The sequence below is a fragment of the Virgibacillus flavescens genome, assembly GCF_050574275.1.
In the GTDB taxonomy this organism is placed as follows: Bacteria; Bacillota; Bacilli; order Bacillales; family Amphibacillaceae; genus Virgibacillus_F; species Virgibacillus_F flavescens.
Window position 1 is genome coordinate 1,132,397 of sequence record NZ_CP192260.1, and the last position, 20,792, is coordinate 1,153,188.

22 protein-coding genes are annotated in these 20,792 nt (G+C 40.9%); 16 read left to right on the forward strand and 6 right to left on the reverse strand.

From position 1 onward, the window contains the following. Positions 1-75: 75 nt before the first annotated feature. The 7 genes from coxB (at position 76) to VBD025_RS05590 (ending at position 6,068) form a co-directional block, all read left to right on the forward strand. Positions 76-762, forward strand: coding sequence for a cytochrome c oxidase subunit II (coxB, locus tag VBD025_RS05560; RefSeq protein WP_430791284.1), 687 nt, complete (start codon positions 76-78; stop codon positions 760-762). Between the two features lie 53 nt (positions 763-815). Further along, positions 816-2,735, forward strand: coding sequence for a cytochrome c oxidase subunit I (ctaD, locus tag VBD025_RS05565; protein WP_430790093.1), 1,920 nt, complete (start codon positions 816-818; stop codon positions 2,733-2,735). After that, positions 2,728-3,303 carry a cytochrome c oxidase subunit 3 gene (locus VBD025_RS05570; protein ID WP_430790095.1) on the forward strand — a complete coding sequence of 192 codons (576 nt, stop codon included), beginning with the start codon at positions 2,728-2,730 and terminating at the stop codon, positions 3,301-3,303. The genes ctaD and VBD025_RS05570 overlap by 8 nt, the downstream gene beginning before the upstream one ends. Positions 3,304-3,335: 32 nt before the next feature. Then, the gene (locus VBD025_RS05575) at positions 3,336-4,910 is read left to right on the forward strand and encodes an FMN-binding glutamate synthase family protein (RefSeq protein WP_430791286.1); all 1,575 of its coding nucleotides are present in this window, start codon (positions 3,336-3,338) and stop codon (positions 4,908-4,910) included. A gap of 164 nt (positions 4,911-5,074) precedes the next feature. Next, positions 5,075-5,233 carry a hypothetical protein gene (locus VBD025_RS05580; RefSeq protein WP_430790097.1) on the forward strand — a complete coding sequence of 53 codons (159 nt, stop codon included), beginning with the start codon at positions 5,075-5,077 and terminating at the stop codon, positions 5,231-5,233. 133 nt (positions 5,234-5,366) lie between these two features. After that, the gene (locus VBD025_RS05585; protein WP_430790099.1) at positions 5,367-5,672 is read left to right on the forward strand and encodes a DUF5327 family protein; all 306 of its coding nucleotides are present in this window, start codon (positions 5,367-5,369) and stop codon (positions 5,670-5,672) included. A gap of 27 nt (positions 5,673-5,699) precedes the next feature. Further along, positions 5,700-6,068 carry a DUF423 domain-containing protein gene (locus VBD025_RS05590; RefSeq protein ID WP_430790101.1) on the forward strand — a complete coding sequence of 123 codons (369 nt, stop codon included), beginning with the start codon at positions 5,700-5,702 and terminating at the stop codon, positions 6,066-6,068. On the opposite strand, the gene VBD025_RS05595 is transcribed toward VBD025_RS05590, so the two are convergent. From VBD025_RS05595 to hemQ, 4 genes are all read right to left on the reverse strand, one after another. Next, positions 6,052-6,315 carry a hypothetical protein gene (locus VBD025_RS05595; RefSeq protein WP_430790103.1) on the reverse strand — a complete coding sequence of 88 codons (264 nt, stop codon included), beginning with the start codon at positions 6,313-6,315 and terminating at the stop codon, positions 6,052-6,054. The genes VBD025_RS05590 and VBD025_RS05595 overlap by 17 nt on opposite strands. Before the next feature lie 305 nt (positions 6,316-6,620). Then, positions 6,621-7,025: a spore coat protein GerQ gene (gerQ, locus tag VBD025_RS05600; RefSeq protein ID WP_430790105.1), complete on the reverse strand. Its 405-nt coding sequence runs from the start codon at positions 7,023-7,025 to the stop codon at positions 6,621-6,623. Positions 7,026-7,052: 27 nt separating this feature from the next. Beyond that, positions 7,053-7,475, reverse strand: a complete 423-nt coding sequence (locus VBD025_RS05605; RefSeq protein WP_430790107.1) for a cell wall hydrolase — start codon at positions 7,473-7,475, stop codon at positions 7,053-7,055. A gap of 161 nt (positions 7,476-7,636) precedes the next feature. Continuing rightward, positions 7,637-8,392 (reverse strand): hydrogen peroxide-dependent heme synthase, encoded by a 756-nt coding sequence (gene hemQ, locus VBD025_RS05610; RefSeq protein WP_430790109.1) that lies wholly within the window; start codon positions 8,390-8,392, stop codon positions 7,637-7,639. 227 nt (positions 8,393-8,619) lie between these two features. On the opposite strand from hemQ, the gene pta reads away from it, so the two are divergent. Both pta and VBD025_RS05620 read left to right on the forward strand, forming a co-directional pair. Then, positions 8,620-9,591 carry a phosphate acetyltransferase gene (gene pta / locus VBD025_RS05615; protein ID WP_430790111.1) on the forward strand — a complete coding sequence of 324 codons (972 nt, stop codon included), beginning with the start codon at positions 8,620-8,622 and terminating at the stop codon, positions 9,589-9,591. A gap of 128 nt (positions 9,592-9,719) precedes the next feature. Beyond that, the gene (locus VBD025_RS05620) at positions 9,720-10,157 is read left to right on the forward strand and encodes a hypothetical protein (RefSeq protein ID WP_430790113.1); all 438 of its coding nucleotides are present in this window, start codon (positions 9,720-9,722) and stop codon (positions 10,155-10,157) included. A gap of 243 nt (positions 10,158-10,400) precedes the next feature. On the opposite strand, the gene VBD025_RS05625 is transcribed toward VBD025_RS05620, so the two are convergent. Further along, the gene (locus VBD025_RS05625; RefSeq protein WP_430790114.1) at positions 10,401-11,252 is read right to left on the reverse strand and encodes a lipoate--protein ligase family protein; all 852 of its coding nucleotides are present in this window, start codon (positions 11,250-11,252) and stop codon (positions 10,401-10,403) included. Positions 11,253-11,338: 86 nt separating this feature from the next. Between VBD025_RS05625 and VBD025_RS05630 the strand changes: the two genes are divergently transcribed. From VBD025_RS05630 to VBD025_RS05640, 3 genes are all read left to right on the forward strand, one after another. Further along, positions 11,339-12,649 carry an HD domain-containing protein gene (locus VBD025_RS05630; protein ID WP_430790116.1) on the forward strand — a complete coding sequence of 437 codons (1,311 nt, stop codon included), beginning with the start codon at positions 11,339-11,341 and terminating at the stop codon, positions 12,647-12,649. Then, on the forward strand, positions 12,649-13,158 hold the full coding sequence (locus VBD025_RS05635) for a YwgA family protein (protein WP_430790118.1): 510 nt from the start codon (positions 12,649-12,651) through the stop codon (positions 13,156-13,158). Before VBD025_RS05630 ends, VBD025_RS05635 begins: the two co-directional genes overlap by 1 nt. Positions 13,159-13,247: 89 nt before the next feature. Continuing rightward, entirely contained in the window at positions 13,248-13,763 is a 516-nt protein-coding gene (locus VBD025_RS05640) for a YwhD family protein (RefSeq protein WP_430790120.1), read from the forward strand. A 406-nt stretch (positions 13,764-14,169) separates the two neighbouring features. Here VBD025_RS05640 and VBD025_RS05645 read toward each other — a convergent pair whose 3' ends face one another. After that, on the reverse strand, positions 14,170-16,224 hold the full coding sequence (locus VBD025_RS05645) for a transglycosylase domain-containing protein (protein ID WP_430790122.1): 2,055 nt from the start codon (positions 16,222-16,224) through the stop codon (positions 14,170-14,172). Between the two features lie 156 nt (positions 16,225-16,380). On the opposite strand from VBD025_RS05645, the gene speE reads away from it, so the two are divergent. From speE to argS, 4 genes are all read left to right on the forward strand, one after another. Then, positions 16,381-17,208 (forward strand): polyamine aminopropyltransferase, encoded by an 828-nt coding sequence (gene speE, locus VBD025_RS05650; protein WP_430790124.1) that lies wholly within the window; start codon positions 16,381-16,383, stop codon positions 17,206-17,208. Positions 17,209-17,219: 11 nt separating this feature from the next. Beyond that, positions 17,220-18,092, forward strand: a complete 873-nt coding sequence (gene speB / locus VBD025_RS05655) for an agmatinase (protein ID WP_430790126.1) — start codon at positions 17,220-17,222, stop codon at positions 18,090-18,092. Positions 18,093-18,438: 346 nt separating this feature from the next. Next, entirely contained in the window at positions 18,439-18,876 is a 438-nt protein-coding gene (locus VBD025_RS05660) for a DUF1934 domain-containing protein (protein WP_430790128.1), read from the forward strand. Beyond that, positions 18,873-20,540: an arginine--tRNA ligase gene (gene argS, locus VBD025_RS05665; RefSeq protein ID WP_430790130.1), complete on the forward strand. Its 1,668-nt coding sequence runs from the start codon at positions 18,873-18,875 to the stop codon at positions 20,538-20,540. Before VBD025_RS05660 ends, argS begins: the two co-directional genes overlap by 4 nt. Positions 20,541-20,792 lie beyond the last annotated feature (252 nt).

Sequence of the window (20,792 nt, forward strand, 5' to 3'; positions counted from 1 at the left end):
TTAAAGTGTTTAGTTTTACTTGTAGGAGGTAAAACTTAAATACTATCAATTTTCATAAAAGGGGTGATTGTTTTGGTGAAAAAGCTGGTACCAGCATTATTTTTATTGTGTTTAACCGGGTGTGATATTTCCGTTTTAAATGCACAGAGCGAAACTGGCCAAGAACAAGCCTTTTTAATTTGGTTCAGTTTTGGATTAATGATGATTGTCATGCTGGTGGTATTTGTCTTATTTGCGAAATTCGTCTGGAAGTACCGAGAAACGCCCCAAAACAAAGATGATCTTCCAAAAGATGTCAAAGGAAATAAGAAGCTGGAAATCACCTGGACTTCCTTATCCATACTGCTGTTAGTTGTTCTTGCAGTCCCTATGATATCCATTACATACGATCAATCGGCAGTACTTTCCTCATCCAAAGACAATGAGGAAGCTGTGCATGTTAACGTAACGGCAGAGCAATTTTTCTGGACATTTGGGTATGAAAATGGAAAGAAAACAATGAACAAATTAGTCATTCCAGCGAACAAAACGATTGTGTTTCATTTAAAGTCAAAGGATGTTATTCATTCATTTTGGATACCTGAGCTTGCTGGTAAGACGGATGTAATGCCTGATCGGGAATTGGATTATGAAATTGTAAACGCGAAAAAAGGCACATACGAAGGAAAGTGTGCAGAGTTCTGTGGTGTTCTGCATACTAAAATGCAATTTACAACTGAGGTTGTTTCAACTTCTGATTATGAAGAATGGTTAAAAAAATAACAGGGAATGTACGACATATCTATGAATCTGATAAGTAGAAGGTGATGTATAACATGATGCTATCATTATTTGGTAAATCGATTTTTGTGCCTTCTGATATTATGGCGGCGTGGGTACTTACTATTATTTTAGGAATTTTTATTGCCATCTATGTATTAAAAAAACGAAAGCTGCCGCTAATCTGGAGCTACATGCGCACAACCAATCATCGTAAAATTGGAACACTTTATGTTTTGTTTGGTGTACTGTTTTTTCTCAGAGCTGGAATTGATGCTCTCTTGATTCGCCTGCAGTTAGCACAGCCGCACAATGAGTTTTGGGTATTCCAGCACGATAAATATAATGAATTATTTACAACACATGGAACGGCGATGATTTTCTTTGTAGCGATGCCGCTGTTAATAGGATTAATGAACATTGCAGTTCCACTACAAATCGGTGCCCGGGATTTGGCGTTTCCTTTTCTGAACGCAGTCAGTTTCTGGTTATTTCTGGCGGGTGCACTATTATTTAATATGGCTTTCCTCCTTAACAGCGCACCAAATGCCGGCTGGACTGGATATGCTCCGCTATCAACAGATACATTTACACCTGGAGTAGGGAATGATTACTATGTTTTTAGTTTGCAGGTTTCAGGGCTCGGGACTATTTTTACCGCAATTAATATGATTGTAACCATTATTAGACATCGCGCACCTGGCATGAAGATGACAAGAATGCCGTTATTTCCGTGGTCTGCGCTAATCACTTCGTTTTTAATTTTAGTTGCATTCCCTGTTTTGTCGATCGCTTTATACTTACTTATGTTTGACCGGATGTTTGGTACCATGTTCTTCTCGGGTGATGTTGGAAGTCCGGTGTTCTGGCAGCATCTATTTTGGATCTTTGGCCATCCGGAAGTCTATATATTAGCGTTACCTGCATTTGGTATTTTTTCAGATATCATTACGACCTTTTCGAAAAAAACTATATTTGGTTATCCGGCAATGGTCTTGTCGCTGGCGCTGATTGGCTTTCTTGGTTTCATGGTTTGGGCGCACCATATGTTTACCGTCGGACTAGGGCCAATGGCAAATACTTTTTTTGCGATTACCACCATGATGATTGCGGTTCCGACCGGTATCAAAATATTTAATTGGTTGTTTACAATGCGCGGCGGAGTAATTCGGATGACTACTCCCATGTTGTTCGCTTTAGGATTTATTCCAACGTTTGTGATGGGTGGAGTAACAGGTGTCATGCTTTCTGTAGCGGCTGCTGACTTCCAATATCATGACACGCATTTTGTGGTAGCGCATTTCCATTACACCATAATTGGATCCACTATTTTAGGGATATTTGCAGGTCTGTATTACTGGTATCCTAAGTTCACGGGGAAATTGTTGGATCAGAGACTAGGGAAATGGCATTTTTGGTTATTTATTATTGGATTTCATATGACCTTTCTCCCTATGCATATCACCGGACTTCAAGGAATGCCGAGACGTGTATATACTTATGGTTTCGGCGATTCGTTATACGTGTTAAACCTGACAAGCACCATTGGCGCCTTTTTAATGGGGGCAAGCATGCTGTTTGTTGCATGGAACGTCTATAAAACACACAAGTACGGGGAGAAAGCAGGACCTGATCCGTGGGACGGTCGAACACTTGAATGGACAGTAGAGTCTCCTTCTGAGGAAAATACGTTTCAGCCGATGCCTGTTGTAAAAGAAAGGGATCCTTACTGGTATGCAAACGTAGAAAAGCGGGTCCTTGAGACAACAAACGAAACCAGGCCGGCTCCAATCTCTATTGAAACAATTAAGCCAGTCCTGATCGCGTTTAGTATGTTTGTTGTGAGTATCAGTATGATCTACACCTGGTATTGGCTCGCCATTTTAGGAGGATTAAGCACATTCGGATTGTTCATCCTTCGTTCGACAGCAGATGAACGGAAAAAGAATTATCGGGAGGTGGAGGCAAATGAATAATTATCAGGAAGCTTTGTTTAAAGATAAGCGGCTTGGGTTCTTCATTTATTTATTTGTGGAGAGTGTCATGTTTGGCACACTGTTTGCAACCTATTTAATTTTTACTCCACCACCTGACTACCCGAAACCCGAAGCATTATTTGAAGTGAAGTCTGTGGTATTGTCATCGATTTTTCTGCTTTCAAGCAGTGGAACATTACTGTTTGCTGAAAAAGGGCTGAGCAGGCGAAATGGAATCCAGATTGTAACAGGGCTAGTGGTAACTCTGCTGTTTGGCATGACGTTCCTTGGCCTTGAAATCCATGAGTTCTATAAATATACAATGGAAGGTAACGGTCTGACTGCAAATGTGTTTATGTCTTCGTTCTATGTGCTTGTTGGGTTACATGCTGCACATGTCACGTTTGGAATTGGCTGGATGATCTTCCTTTTAATTCAATACAGAAAAATGAATATGCCATACGCTTTATACATGGAAAAACAAAAAATCTTCCAGTATTACTGGCATTTCGTTGATGTGATTTGGGTGTTTATTATCATCCTCGTTTATCTGCCATATTTATTGTAATTCAAAACAAATACAGAAAGGAGAATGAAATGATGACAACAGGATTATTGATTACACTGATCACGATTATTGCTTTAGTGGTACTTATACCGCTGTTTTTTGTTATTCGTATTTATCTTCACGATGAGAAGCAGCAGGAGCACTCCATATTAAGAAACTATCCGGTTCTTGGAAAAGTCCGGTATATTACGGAAAAAATTGGCCCGGAGCTTCGTCAGTATTTGTTTAATAATGATAATGAAGGAAAACCATTCAACCGCAGAGAATTCGAGTTTGTTTATAAGTCTGCAAAATATAACGATAGAATGATCGGTTATGGATCGGAGCGGGATTTTAATAAGGAAGGATATTACATTGTAAATAATATGTTTCCAAAGCAGCGCGAAGAATTGAAAATTGATCAGGAACCCAAGATAAAAACACGTCTATATAAGATTGATAATGAAAAACTGATTAGTCGAAAAGAACATCATGAGGAAGACATATTGAACCCATTTTATTTAACGGATGACGACGCAATAGTTCTGGGGAAAGACACCGTTCGAAATCCTTTTAAAATTAAAGGACTTATCGGACAATCAGCCATGAGTTTTGGATCATTAGGAGATCATGCAATTACAGCTCTTTCAAAAGGACTTGGGATGGCTGGCGGAACGTGGATGAATACAGGCGAAGGAAGCATATCGCCTTACCATCAAGAAGGTGATGTGGATATCATCATGCAAATTAGTGCTGGACTATTTGGCGTGCGCACAAAAGATGGAGAATTTTCATGGGAGCTTTTTAAAAAGAAAAGCGATATGAATCAGGTCAAGGCCTTTGAACTGAAACTCGCGCAAGGTGCAAAACAGCGCGGCGGACATGTGGATGGCAGCAAGGTAACAGAGGAAATCGCAGAAATTCGTAACGTTGAAGCAGGAAAGACCATTAACAGTCCGAATCGGTTTCATGAGTTTAACGACTCGAAAGGATTGTTGGAATTTCTTGATAAAATGCGTGATGTTGGAGGTAAACCAGTCGGAACTAAGATTGTAGTCGGCGATCAGGTGCAACTTACGAACTTCATTAAAACAATGAAGGAGCTCGATATCGTACCGGATTTTATAACGGTCGATGGTGGTAATGGCGGGTCTGGCGCAACATATTACGAGCTAGCAGAATCGGTTGGATTACCTACGTATGCTGCATTACCTCTACTTGATGATTTACTCAAAGAATATGGTCTGCGGGATCGCACAAAAATAATTGCATCCGGACAGTTGGTTACCCCGGATAAAATTGTGATGGCTCTTTCACTTGGAGCAGATTTGATTAACATAGCCAGAGGATTTATGTTATCTGTCGGCTGTATTATGGCACAGGTTTGTCATACGAATAATTGTCCAGTCGGTGTTGCAACTACGGATCCTGATCTGCAAAAAGCATTAAGTGTAGAGGAGAAGAAGTACCGGGTATGTAATTATCTGGTGTCACTGCGTGAAGGTGTCTTTGAAATGGCCGCAGTAGCAGGAATCGATAGCCCGACGAAATTTAACAGAGAGCATATTGCTTACAAGGACCGCCTTAACAAAGTGTATAAAGAACTTAACTACAGTCACACAAGCTAAAATGTGTTGTCGAACCAAAAAGTTTTCTGCAAATTTGGTAAATTTATAATTTTTCTATTGATTCCTTGAAGAATACGTTGTACAATCTAACTAGAAAATACTTTGCATTATAGTGAGTTGTTTAGCGGTGACAAAATTTTCTAATGCATTGGGAGGAATTTAGCGTGAAGAGAGGCTTTTTTCATGTATTAGAGGATACAAGAGTAAAACTGGGGCGACAGTTACAAAAAAATGAGATAGAATTTTTACGATGGATGTATGATCGCTATCAGGATGAACAACAAAAAACGATAGAATGCTTAGAAATGAAAAGTATCAATTAATTAGTCAAGTCTTGGACTTCTGCCAAGGCTTTTTGTTTTTCACTTTTTCGTAATAAATTATTTACGTGTCACATGTTATACTAGTAATGAAAATGATGATCTTTCTAACCCAATTAATGAAGGGATGGTTTAATTGGCGATTCCAAACGAAGTAATTATAAAGAAAATGATAAACGAACTGAAAGAAGCACAACTTCATCAGGCGAACAAGCACCAGATGATTAAGCATATTGAACATGTGAGATTATTGAGTGACTTATTGATCGAAGGAGACCAGGGGAAGGTTGAACAGTTCTCGAACAATCCTGAAGCTCCAAACATCTCTGACGAGGAAATAAAAGCAATGCTTGGCGGCTCAAACAATAAGAAAATAAACGATTCAGATGATCCGGATGAAAATGATGATGCTGGAACCGGTAAGTCCATTTTTGATTTTTAACGAATATCACAAAAAAGAGGTGTACGAATGAAATTATTACTTATATTAGGTGCAATTAACGGTTTTATAGCTGTTGCACTCGGGGCTTTCGGGGCACATGGTCTTGAAGGGAAAATATCAGAAAAAGCTATAGCAACGTGGGAGAAGGCTGTGACATACCAAATGTTCCATACAATGGCTTTGTTTGTTACAGGATTGCTGCTTGCTAAGATTCAATCAGGTGGGATGCTTTGGGCTGGATGGATGTTCTTTATTGGAATAATTCTGTTCTCAGGAAGCCTTTATGTATATTCGACAACAGGAATTAAAACCTTTGCAATGATAACGCCAATAGGTGGAGTTGCGTTTCTGGCAGGCTGGGTGCTTCTTGGTTATGGTGTTATGAAATACCTATAAGATGCAATAGGATATAGAACATAAATACTATAATTAAGAGGGCTTCAACAAAATGTTTAAACGCTTTATTTCGGTTATGTGTATTCAGTTCGATCATTGCCTCGAAGCATAAACCGCAGGCAATCAGAAGAATTATAAGGATAACTAATAAAATATATCCTTTTATCAACACAATAATGCCGCAAATGATAGCTAAAATAAGTGAAATTAACTCTAATCGGATGAATTTTTCATAAGGATGTCGCATCGTGATCCCCCTATAGAGATAAGATAAATAAGAAGGATGACTCATATAAGGATACAGATTCCGCTTTGAGATAAAGTGGATCACTTCCGTATGGGCCATCCTTTTTTAAAAGGTAAAAAATAAGAAACAGCAGTGGAAATGATGTGAGACTCTTCGAAAAAGAATAACACTTTTTCTTCGTGCGGTGCTTTTTTAGTGGCTGCGAATAGCAAACCCAAACCAGGTGAGCACTCTCAGTATCGTTTTCGCTGTATATGATAAGATCATTTGTTATCTGTGCTAAAAGTGTCGTGTTAAGTAGAGAGTTATCTTGGAGACGTGGTTGTCATTTGACCATATGGGTAGGTGTAGTTAATCTCACCATCAAATGTTACATAATCCAGGTAAACCATTAAAAGTAAATAACGTTTATTTGTTTGCGGATCACTTAAAATAATGTGATCTCTTCCTGCTGCCTCGATGATTCCTTTAAAAACTTTTGCGTTCCAGTCCTGGTTGTTTTCAAACGTCATATAGACTGTAGCCGGCTTTCCTCTATTTAGACGAAGAATGTTTTCGATATAAGATTGTTCCATTGGCAGCATACCTTGCATATCTGGCGGCTGCTGTGCCTGTGCTTCCTGAAACTGGTACTGACGCTGATCATAATTGGGATAATATGCAGGGGACGCCTGCGGATAGTAATAGTAAGGACCTTGATATTCACTCATAAAAAAACCTCCTGAATTAAGAATTAACTAGTAAACTGCCGGACATACAGCTGCGTCTGGCGCATAAAAACAATGTGACTTAAACCGGCCAACGTTCCACTGATCATACCATTGGGCAGGGCATTCCCCCTCGGGCATGAAGAACCACAATGCGTTGGAAGCTGGATGGTACCGTCTGCCTTTAAGTATCTTTCTGGCAAGATTCTTATCCATTTCACGTGCCCGTTGATAAAAATAACCTTTTTGCGTAGCTTCAAATCCACCAGGACTCTGATACACCATATCTCGGATAGTTGTTAGCTGTGTAAAATCCAAACAATTGGATACCACGCGATTTATTCCGACATTCCCTACCATCAGCATTCCAAGCTTCCCATCACCCTCAGCCTCAGCTCGCATCAACCTCGCAAGCAACTCCACACCCTTATCGGTATGCTTAACTCTAGGCATAGGGCCACCCCATTTCTCAATACTAATTAATACTATGCACCCTTATCCCAACTTAGAACCTCCTAAAAACTGGGAAATGTACCAGGTACCGTTAAATGTTTAGCATAAAAAAACCGCATCAGCTGAATGCTGATGCGGTCTGGTTAGTTGTTTGTTATATGTTATACGTGCAGGTATGCTGCGATTTTTTCGTTTGGCAGGTGGTTTCCAACGAAGAACTCGCCGAATTCACCATATTTCGCAGTTACCTCGTCAAAACGCATTTCGTACACGATTCGCTTAAGTTCAAGTGCATCGTGCGCAAACAGGGTAACGCCCCATTCCCAGTCGTCAAGGCCAAATGCGCCAGTGATAATTTGCTTGATTTTACCAGCATATTTCCGGCCAGTTTTACTGTGTGCGTATAATAATTTAGCACGTTCCTTGAAATCAAGTGCATACCAGTTTTCGTCGCCAGTTCGGCGCTTGTCCATTGGATAGAATGAGATGTAATCCCACTTTGGTAAAATTGGCTTCAGACGCTCTTGTGTTTCCGGTAACGTTTCAGGATCTACGTCTTTTTTCTGTGGGAAGTATTTAGAAAGCTCGACAACGGATACAAATGAATATGTAGGTTGAAGAAATTCAGCAAATTTTGTTTTGTTAAAAGCGGTTTCTGCTTCGTTTAATAAGTCCATTGTTGGACGGAGGATCATCATCATGATATCGCCTTTTTGTCCTACAATTGTATAAATTGCATGACTGCCATCCTTTGCTTCTTCGACTGCATCCCAACCAGCTATCAGACCGTGTAATTCGTCGATTGCGGCTTGCCTTTCTTCTGATGAAATCATCTTCCATGTTGACCAGTCTATGCTGCGGACGTCATGCAGACAATACCAGCCATCCATGGTTTCAACTGCTTCTGCTGCTGCCATTATTTATCGCTCCCTTAGTATATAAATAGTAATGTTGCTCATGGTATGAACGGATGAAAAATTTATATTCGTTTATGGCTTTACTATACCATAATCCGGGAATATTAATCATGGAATAGCGGTTAGATACGTGCGAATTCACGAATCTGTCAAAAAAGTGAATTGCTTTTCATGTAAGATTAGGTGGCTTATTATAGGGGTATAAGAATAAGTGGAGGTTCTAAATTATGAGTAATTTTTTTGATGAATTAAAAACAAAGCTAGAAGGTAAAGATAGATTTATCGTTTTTCCGGAGGGTACTGACGAACGTGTCCTGACGGCAACAAGTCAATTAGGCGCAGCAGGAATTTTGAAGCCAATACTGATTGGTAAGAAAAGTGAAATCAAAATGCGCGCAGAAGAAGTTGGCGTGGATGTTTCAACGTGTAAAATCATGGATCCAGCTGAATTTAAAGAATTCGATTTAATGGTGGAAACATTTGTTGAACGCCGCAAAGGAAAAGTAACAGAGGAAGAAGCAAGAACGATATTACTAGATGAAAACTATTTCGGAACAATGCTAGTTTATATGAACCAGGCAGATGGACTAGTAAGTGGAGCATCACATTCTACCGCTGACACAGTGCGCCCTGCGCTGCAGATTATCAAACCGAAAGAAGGCATTAAAAAAACATCAGGCGTGTTTATCATGGTTCGCGGCGAAGAGAAATATGTATTCGCGGATTGTGCAATCAATATTTCACCTGATAGCCAGGACCTGGCAGAGATCGCAGTGGAAAGCGCAGTGACTGCTGAATTATTCGGTATAGATCCACGCGTAGCGATGTTAAGCTTCTCAACAAAAGGTTCTGCGAAATCACCTGAAACGGAAAAGGTCAGCGAAGCGTTGGAGATTGCTAAGGAAAAAAATCCATCGCTCTTAATAGACGGAGAATTCCAGTTCGACGCAGCTTTCGTGCCAACTGTTGCCGAAAAGAAAGCACCGGACTCGCCGTTAAAAGGTGATGCGAATGTGTTTATTTTCCCAAGTCTAGAAGCTGGAAATATTGGCTATAAAATAGCGCAGCGGCTAGGAGACTTCGACGCAGTTGGCCCGGTACTGCAAGGTCTGAATCGCCCAGTTAATGATTTGTCCCGTGGCTGCAGCTCAGAAGATGTTTACAATTTAGCGTTAATTACAGCAGCACAGGTTAAATAGAGAAGTAAGGCTTGCATGGAGACACCTCCTGCAAGCTTTTTGTTTTGTGCGTACTAAATGGTTTCGAAACTTTTTGTGAGTAATTAACGTAAGAAATAGTATAATTATAAAAAAGGGTGGGAATTAATTTGAAAAAACTTCTTCTATCTATTGCTGTTCTCTTTTTACTTTTCGGTTGCACTACTAAAGAACTTGAGGGTGACAAAAATACAGATGATAAGGAAAATGAAGTTAGCAAGACTAACGATGTTGATTCAAAAGGAAGCGCTTCTTTAGAGAAACAGATCCAAGAATTGATGGTTCAAAATGATTTTTTAATTGAAGATATAATGGATTATGAGATCAAAGGTGAGTATATTTTTGTCGTGGCTCTAAACTCAAGTAAAAGAATAAAAGAGGCCATCATCAAAAATAATAACGGCCAATTAGAATGGATAAAAGGAATGGGAAGAGCGAGCTTCTTTTCTGCACAAGAATCCCCGGTTATTACTGTAAAAGTATCAACAGATAGTAATATGGAGGGTGTTACACAAATGAACGTGTTTGGCGAACCTGCAAAAAAGTAACTTACTATAAGGAATTTAACGATAACTATACACAAGAAATTACGTTCTGGGTTGCTGTTACAGAGGAAGCTCCAACTGGTCGTAATGATATAGAATACATTAAATAATGGTGGGTTTTTACAAAATTACTTTTTCACCATCACCTAGCATCTCGGATATACGGAGACTCCAGCGGGAACAGCGCGAGCTGAAGATCCTGCAGGAAGCATTCTTAAGAGGATGGCCAACAAAAAACGACCCAATTTACTGCATCGCAGCAATTTTCTCATTACGCTTTTTCATCTGATCCAGCCGCTTTGCGAAAATTTCCTGTTCACGGTCTGAAAATGCTGCAACAACAATGTTTTCACTTAATTCTTCCAGAGCCTTGTATACACGCTGTTTCATCTCGTTTACAGTGATTTTTGCTGGAAGCAGCTCGGACAATGATGCCATCGTTTCTGGCACGACTTCTGGAAAGTCGAAGTTCGTTGCCGTGTCTTTTAACCCCGTTTCGTAAAAGTCACGAATCATCGCAGCGCGTTCCTGTCCACAGCCTTCAACATCCAGGTAAATCTGAATGGCAGCTCCTTCTTTAACTCTGCGCTGTGAAATACCAGCGAATTTTTTTCCATCGATACTAAGGTCGTAATCACCTGGGCAATACGAGCCGACAATTTCATATGCTTCAATTTTATCCGTAAGGTCTGCAAGCATATACTGAACGAAGGTTACCATCGCTTCATAACATCTGTGAATCGACAGTTTTTTTACATCAGGCAAAACGAGGGAAATATTGAGTACGCCTTCGTCAAGCGCGACCGCTAACCCTCCGGAATTCCGGACTACGGAATAATATCCTTGTTCTGATAAAAAACGAATTCCATCTTCTATAAAAGGCAGTCGTGCATCAGGGATCCCGAGCACTAAAGTGTTCGGGTGAACCCATAGACGCAATGCAGGTGCAGACTCGCCATCTCCAACTGAAAGGGCAAGTGTGTCATCAATCGCAAACGACGTTAGTGCAGTAATTTTTTCGTTATAAAATTTGGTTTCGGTTGAATGGTCCATAAAGCGGAATGTATGGTGATGAATGATTTCTTTCCAAGATTGCATGATTTTCTCCCTTTTTGCTCTTTTTTACTTCTACTATCTATTATATAATATAACAAAATTGCCGAATAGAAACGGGTTGTGATTAAATGTCGTATAAAGACGAACAGTTGTATGAAGAAAAAGTTTTTAAAGATCCTGTCCACCGTTATATCCATGTAAAGGATCAAGTGATTTGGGATTTAATTGCAACGCCAGAATTCCAGCGATTACGCCGTATCAAGCAGCTTGGTACGACGAATTTGACCTTTCATGGCGCTGAACACAGCCGCTTCAATCATTCCCTTGGGGTATACGAAATTGTACGACGCATCATTAATAATTTTACGGACAGGCCACACTGGAATAAAGACGAACGCATTCTTTGTCTGTGTGCTGCATTGCTGCATGATCTTGGCCATGGACCATTTTCCCATTCGTTTGAAAAGGTGTTCAAGCTTGATCATGAACATTTTACACAGCAGATAATAATTGGTGATACCCATGTACATAAAATTCTGGAACGCGTTTCGACAGGATTTTCTCAAAAAGTCGCCGACGTGATTGCCAAAACATACAAAGATAAATTAGTGGTCAGCTTAATTTCCAGTCAGATTGACGCCGATCGAATGGACTACCTGCAGCGCGATGCATATTTTACCGGCGTGAGCTATGGTCACTTTGATATGGAGCGGATTCTTCGCGTCATGCGTCCGATTGATGATCAGGTGGTTATTAAATCAAGCGGAATGCACGCGGTGGAAGACTATATCATGAGCCGTTATCAAATGTATTGGCAGGTATATTTTCATCCTGTGACCCGCAGTGCTGAGGTTATTTTATCAAAGATCCTTCACCGGGCAAAACATTTATTTGAGTCAAACTATACCTTTAAACTCGAACCAACACACTTCATATCGTTTTTTCACGAACAAGTCGATTTAAAGGATTATCTGAAACTGGATGAATCAATTGTATCGTATTATTTCCAAGCCTGGCAGGAGGAAGACGATGCAATTCTGCGAGATTTGTGCGAACGGTTTATGAATCGCCGTTTATTCAAGTACGTGGAATTTAACCCGAACAGCCAGATGAATGAATGGATGGAACTGTATAAACTATTTCAGGAAGCGGATATCAATCCTGAGTATTACCTTGAAGTCGATTCGTCGTCTGACCTGCCGTATGATTTTTATCGTCCTGGCGAAGAGGAAGAACGTCTTCCGATACATTTACTGATGCCAGGGGGCGACTTGAAGGAATTGTCGCGTCACTCTGATATCGTAGAATCTATTTCGGGTAAAAAACGTACGGATCACAAGCTTTATTACCCAGCCGATTTACTGGAAAACCTGGACGATACAAGCACTGTCAAAAAACGTATTTTGGAACTTTTAACGAATCAAGGAGCGGATGAATAATGTTACCCAACCATGCTAAATTAATGCATTTTTTCGAAGTTGCGAACAAAGTCACTGGTCGGAAAAAACTTCAAAAAATGATTTATATCCTGCAAAAATGCAAGGTTCCCTTTGAGGAAAAATATCAATTTCACTTCTATGGACCGTATTCAGAAGAGCTTACACTTCGCATGGAAGAACTATGCAACCTGGGTTTCATCAACGAAGTTAAAGAGGACAGAAGTAATTATTATCAATATAATTATTCGATTACTGAAAACGGACAACAATTCTTGGAACAGTTTACACTTGATATGCCTGAGATCAATGACCAGGTTGAATTGCTGAATGGGAAAAGCTCCAGGTTCCTTGAGCTAGTTTCTACGATGCTGTATTTTGATGACTTCTCACGCGATGAAGTGGTTGAGAAAATATATACCGTTAAGCCTAAACAAAATTTTACCGAAGCAGAAATTCAAGAGGCATGGGGATACATTGACTTACTTAGACAAAGTCAACTACATGGATAGTTAAGCTTTTTGCACGAGAAGTTTTCTGATGTGAAATGTTAAAAACACTTATGCTACAATAGACAGAAAGCGTTAAGGAGGTTTTTTGAATGAGTGAGGATATACCAAAAAAGAATACAAATCCATTTACAATAATAAAAGATGATTCGACTGACGGCCATGGTGGTTATGGTGTCGGAGCGGTAAGTCTTGAAAATATGTCGCCAGTAATTGTCGACCCAAATGAAGATCGTGCCTTTGTTGATATGGGAGCCATGCACGCTCGCAGTGAAATAGAGCGCCGTGTTAAATTTTTGCCTAACAAAGATGAAGTGCCGAATGGCAAGCTGTATTGGATCGTGTGGGTTACAGTCGAAAAAGGAGAAAATGGCCCATATTACGCTGGCGTTTGCGGCAGTGAAATTCGCGTGGACCGTGAAATTAAACGTGCCTATAAATCAATGCCAGAGCACGTAACACATATGGATAAGTCATTGAAAGGTAAAATTATGCTCGAGCACATGGACGACCATTCAAAAAAATTATTGAAAGATTTTCTTGTCGAATTTAACAAGGAAATGTGGGACAACTCCACTGACGAGTTAAAAGAAGTGCTTCCTGAATAGTGAACAATTTGTGAACGGACCATAAATTCTTGTACTTTTAGACAAAAATTTGTAAAATATGTATACATGGACTTTCACATGTATTGCTAGGACAAAAAAGAAGCCGACCACGTGATAAGACGGAAATCTTATCAGTGAGTCGGCTTTTTTTATGCTTAAACCCAGCGGAGAACGCTCCAGAACTCGGGCTGAGCGAGCGCGAATTCAGGCGAACCGAGCGACAACGCGGGCTAACCGATCCACACCCCGGGCCACCCGATCGCCAACTCGGGCGAAGCGATCCGCACCCCAGGCCAACCGATCGTCAACTCGGGCTAACCGATCCAAAACTCAATCCAAACGAGCGACACCCCTGCCCAAGCAATCCCCACCCAGTCCAACCGATCGACGTCCCAAGCCTCCACGCCTAAAACAAATAATCAAATATCCGCTCAAACACACCTTTTTTATGTTCGTCCTTTGGAGGCTGCTTCACTTTTTCCTCAGACCCCTCATCATCATTAGGCAAATGATCGGTGCAGTGTTCTGTTGGTACGTTTCCTTTTTCAAAATACATGAGGGTACCGGACGGGCAATAGGAGGTTGCGAGTCCGCCGGAAATTGGGTCAATCCATGCACCAACAATTCCGTTTGGAACGTTATCCTTGGTTTTTGGCAGATTCGCGTGGGCTGCTTCCATAAATCCTGCCCAGATATCTTTTGCATAGCTGTGTTCCGCGGATTTATTCATATCCCGGTTATCGTCGTATCCGGTCCAAACACCAGTAACGAGGTTCGGGGTAAATCCAATCATCCAGCTGTCTGAAGCTGTAGTCCCAGACTTTCCAGCATAGTCACGAGTAAGAGAGTCAGCGACAGGCGAACCTGTAACAGCCATATAGCCGTCTAGCGAATGGTCGAACATTCCTTTCATCAAATCGGTTAGGATAAAAGCTTTCTCTTTATCTAAAATCTGTTTGTCCTCCTTTTTTGACCGCTCGTAAACAACTTCATCGTTTCGATCGATAATTTTTTTAATCGTAAATCCATCAATTTTCTCGCCGCCGTTTGCTAATATTCCATAACCTGTAACCATATCTTCAACCGTTACAGAAGCGGTCCCGAGAGCAAGCGAGGGAACAGATGGCAGTTTCGTGTCAATTCCAAACCTGCGGGCGGAGTCAATTAGCTTATCAACCCCGAGATATAGATTCGTTTTCACAGCATATACGTTATCAGATAACGCCAATGCCTGAGCAAGGGTAATTGGTTTGTTTGCATAATAGCCATTATAGTTACTCGGTTGATATACTTTTCCATCAGCCAATTCAAATGCGGTAGGTTTGCTCATAAGCATCGTTGCTGGTGTGAATCCATTTGACAGTGCTGCGTAATATAAAAAGGGTTTAAAACTGGACCCAGCCATCCGCTTTGCCCTGATGGCGCGGTTGAATTTACTTTCCTTGTAATCCCGCCCTCCAACCAAAGCACGTATTGCTCCATTTTCTGGATCCATTCCAATTGCCCCAACTTGGATCGAGCTATTTGTATCAATTGTGCTATCTACTTCTCCTTCAAGTTCTTTTTGCATCTCGACGTTCAATGTGGTGTATATTTTATATCCACCGGAGCGAATTTTTTCTGTGTCCAAGTCCAATTGATTTGCTGCCTCAATCAGGACGGTATCAAGGAAGTAGGGAGCGATTACTTTTTTCGATTGCTTGTTTGGCTCAGCATATTTTAATTTTTCATGGGTCGCCAAATAGTACTCCTGCTCGGTAATGCTGTTTTGCTGTTTCATTTCATAAAGAATTTGTTTCTGACGCTTGGTTGCATTTTCCAAATCATTAAACGGCGAGTAATAGGTCGGACCTTTGGGAATCGCAGCAAGCATAGCGGATTCCGCTAACGATAATTCATCTGCTGATTTGTTAAAAAAATATCTGCTCGCCGCTTCGATTCCATATGCACCATGACCATAATAAATCGTGTTTAAGTAACCTTCCAGAAGTTCATCCTTTGAATAATACATCTCCAGACGAACGGTATAAAAGGCTTCCTTTATCTTACGGTTCCATGTTTTTTCATGTGATAAGTAAAGATTTCGGGCATACTGCTGGGATAATGTACTTGCCCCTTCTTCAAGGGAAGAATTTTCAACATTCTTAAGGACTGCTCCAGCGATACGGGAATAATCGAATCCGTTATGCTCATAAAAGTGCTGATCCTCGATAGCTAAAATAGCCTGCTTAACGTATGGTGTCATTTCGTCAAGTCCTACCCAGTATCGGCTTTCTGAGCCTTTTTCTTCACCAATAACCGTATCTGCTGAACTGTAGTAAATCGTATTTTGTTCTGCTTTGAGTGGCGGCGGACCAAGTAAAAAGCTCGCAAAATATATCCCCGATAAAGAGATTACTGCAAGTGATATAATAGCGATTAACCCACTTAAAAGCTTATATTTTAATATAAAACGTTTCATAGGCATTAACTCCAATTTTTGAGTACATTACTCTCATTATGGGAAAATATAGAACGAATTAAACTTATTAGGAAAAATTCATGAAAAGTACTTGCGTTTTTAACAAATTAATCTATAATTTTACTGTTTCATGTGATTGGAAAAGGAGATGTATTTATGGGTATTTGGTTTACAGAAAAACAGACAGCGAATTTTGGGATTACAGCCAAAATTAATGAAACGTTAGCTTCATTAAAAACAGATTTTCAGGATCTGCAGATACTTGAAACAGAGGAATGGGGCAACATGCTCGTTCTCGATGATATGGTAATGACAACCGAAAAGGATGAATTTGTATATCATGAAATGGTTGCACACGTTCCACTTTTTACACACCCGAATCCGAAGCGAGTATTAGTTGTAGGTGGTGGTGACGGTGGCGTCATCCGCGAGGTTCTTAAACATAAATCAGTGGAGAAAGCGACACTGGTTGATATAGACGGAAAAGTAATCGAGTACTCGAAAAAATACTTGCCGACAATTGCAGGGTCATTGAATGATTCGCGCGTGGAAGTATTGGTGGACGACGGATTCATGTACATTGCCAAGAGTGAACGTGAATTTGACGTAATCATGGTTGATTCAACCGAACCTGTTGGCCCAGCAGTCAATTTATTTTCGCAAGGGTTTTACTCTGGAATTTCCCGCGCGCTCAAAGACGATGGTATTTTTGTCGCACAAACGGATAATCCATGGTTTAAAGCAGACTTAATTCATCAGGTTTTTCATGACGTGAAAGAAATTTTCCCAGTGACAAAATTATATACTGCAAATATCCCTACTTATCCTAGTGGACTGTGGACATTTACAATGGGCAGTAAGATTCATCATCCATTAAAGGTGAAGGACGAACGATTCACCGAAATTGAAACGAAATATTATACACCGGAACTTCATTTTGCTTCATTCGCGTTACCGAAGTTTGTCAAAGATCTAACGGAATAGGGGGCGTTCACATGCGTTTTGACGAAGCGTATTCAGGAAAAGTTTTTATTATGTCGCAGGAAAATTACGACAAGGCGCAAGCGGTAATATATGGGATGCCAATGGACTGGACGGCCAGTTTCCGTCCAGGTGCACGTTTTGGCCCAGGCAGAATTCGCGAGGCATCGATTGGTCTTGAGGAATACAGCCCGTACATGGATAAACATCTCGAAGAAGTAGCGTATTTTGATGCAGGTGATATCCCGCTTCCATTTGGCAACGCGGAACGCAGCCTTGTCTTGATTGAAGAATATATCGATCAATTGTTAAGTCATGGAAAGTTCCCACTCGGACTTGGCGGCGAGCATTTGGTTACATGGCCGGTCATCAAGGCGATGCACCGTCAACATCCGGACATGGCGTTCATTCATATTGATGCACACGCAGATTTGCGGCTGGAATACGAAGGAGAAGTACTTTCCCATTCCACACCAGTCCGGAAAGTTTGCGAATTGATTGGCGCTGAAAATGTGTTTTCATTTGGAATCCGTTCTGGTATGCGCGAGGAATTTCAATTTGCCAAAGAGAGCGGCATGCACATGAGCAAGTTTCATGTCGCTGAACCACTGCGAAAAATCCTGCCGACTCTGAGTGGACGCAAGGTGTACGTCACAATCGATATTGATGTGCTGGACCCGGCATTTGCACCTGGTACCGGTACTGCTGAAGCAGGCGGAATTTCCTCAAGTGAATTACTGGAAGCTATCCAGTTAATCTCGGATTCGGATATTGAAGTGGTTGGCGCTGACCTTGTCGAAGTTGCACCAGCATACGATCCATCCGACCAAACAGCTATCGCAGCAAGTAAATTCGTACGTGAAATGTTACTCGGCTGGGTAAAATAACGCAGTGGGACAACAGAACCGTCCGGGGCTGCTGAAAAAGTGGTGGATTGTAAAAATTTAATATTTCACATCAACTTAGCATCTTCGAATTTACGAGACTCCAGTGGGAACAGCGCGAGCGGAAGGCCCCGCAGGAAAGCGGTGTTTGCTTATCCGAGTAGACTGAAGCCGTGCCCACGGAAAGCGAAGTATATTCGAAGATGCGACGATTGATCCGCCTTATTTCATATTACACTTACTTTTTCATTGGCCTCGAACCGTCCCTGTGTCCCGTATAGATTGATATCAGTCCTTCCTTTTCGGTATAATAGTAAATTATACCGAATTTTATTGAGAGGCGATTAAAATGAAACTGCAGCACCGACCTATATCAGGGTCCCTTCAAATGGAAATAAATGATGATGGGCAGACTGAGAAATCAACTACTCACTTTACTGGGAATTTTTATCGGCGTGACAACATGGATGTGTTAACATTCGAGGAAAAAAATGATGAAAATCTTTTCATAAAAAACTTGATCACGATTCAGCAGGATAAAGTGAGTGTTAAACGAACCGGTGACATAAACATGCACCAGCAATTTCGTGTTAAGCAGACAACGGAGAATGTATTTAAGCATCCGGACGTGAACATACATATGGAAACATACACACATAACCTTGATTATCATGCACCAGATGATCAGAGAACCGGAGAATTATCCATCACATTTACCGTGAAATTAAACGGACAGGACGTACGGGAACACCAACTGACTTTACGAATAGAGGAGGATTACGATTGAATATACTAGCACAAACGGAAGAACTGTTAAAAGAAGAAATCGCAGCATCTGTTTTAAAAGCCAACCTTGCGAGTGAAAGTGAATTGCCATCCATCATTTTGGAAAAGCCAAAAGATAAGGCGCATGGTGATTTCGCATCCAACATTGCTATGCAGCTAACCAAGATTGCAAAAAAGGCACCTCGTCAAATAGCGGAAGATATCGTTGCATCGCTTGATCAAACTAAAGCATCTATTGAAAAAGTTGAAATCGCCGGACCGGGATTTATTAACTTTTTCATGAAAAATGATTATCTGGGAGACCTGGTATCTACAATTTTAGACGCTGGAAAAGATTATGGTAAAACGAATACAGGTCATGGTGAAAAAATCCAGGTAGAATTTGTTTCTGTTAATCCAACTGGTGATTTGCACCTTGGTCACGCTCGTGGAGCAGCTTTTGGAGATGTCTTATGCAATATTTTTGATGCGTCAGGATTCAAGGTAGATCGTGAATATTATATAAACGACGCCGGGAATCAGATCTACAACCTTGCTCTTTCAATTGAAGCACGTTACCTGCAGGCTCTTGGTAAAGAGGTTGATATGCCAGAGGGTGGCTATCATGGAGCGGATATTATTGAAATCGGCAAAAAACTGGCTGCTGAAGCAGGGGACAAATGGGCAGAAACGGAACGCGAAGAGCGTCTGGACTATTTCAAAAAGTATGGCCTGGAATATGAAATTGGTAAAATTAAAGAAGACCTTGCAGATTTCAGAGTGGAATTTAATAATTGGTTTTCGGAAACCTCTTTGTATACAGATAACAAAGTAACAAAAGCTTTGGAGACGCTAAAAGAAAATAATTATATATACGAAAAAGATGGTGCAACATGGTTCCGCTCAACCGATTTTGGCGACGATAAGGACCGTGTTTTAATTAAGCAAGACGGAAGCTATACGTATATGACACCAGATGTCGCGTATCATAAAGACAAATTCAACCGTGGGTATGACAAAATTATCAATGTATGGGGAGCAGACCATCATGGTTATATTCCTCGTATGCGTGCTGCAATCCAGGCACTTGGCTACGAAAAAGAAAATTTTGAAGTGAAAACAATTCAAATGGTAAGCCTGTTTGAAAACGGTGAAAAAGTCAAAATGAGTAAGCGCACAGGAAAAGCTGTCGCACTTCGTGAATTAATGGAAGAAGTAGGAGTGGACGCAGTACGATACTTCTTTGTTACACGTTCGAACGATTCTCAGCTCGATTTCGACATGGACCTCGCTCGCTCAGAATCAAATGACAACCCGGTGTATTATGTACAATACGCACATGCACGAATTAGCACGATACTTAAATCGGCAGAAGAAAAAGGCTTTGCATCACACAGTGAATACTACGCTGCACTTCTAACTGCCGAAAAAGAAACAGACCTATTGAAAAAGCTGGGTGAATTCCCGCAGACTGTTGCAGATGCAGCGGTCAAACGCACACCGCACAAAGTAACGCAGTATGTATTTGATTTAGCAACACTATTGCACAGCTTTTACAACGCTGAAAAAGTATTCAGCGACGATGAAGAACTAACAAAAGCAAGACTAGCGTTAATGGAAGCAGTAAAAACAACATTAGCCAACGCACTTGCATTAATCGGCGTAAAAGCACCTGAAAAAATGTAGACAGAAAAGCGGAGGCGGCTTGGTCAGACCCGAAAAGCATAAGCAGAGCGGTGCAGTGTGGAAGATCTTTGCGCGCGGAAGCGGTCATTTATAGCCGTATGATATAAAATGCAAGGTAAATTTAGCTTTAATATGTCTAGAGATTGGAGCGGATGGCAGTCGACTCCAGCGGGAACAGCGCGAGCTGAAGATCCCGCAGGAAAGCGGCCTTTGCTTATCCGAGGAAGCTGAAGCCGTGCCCGCGGAAAGCGA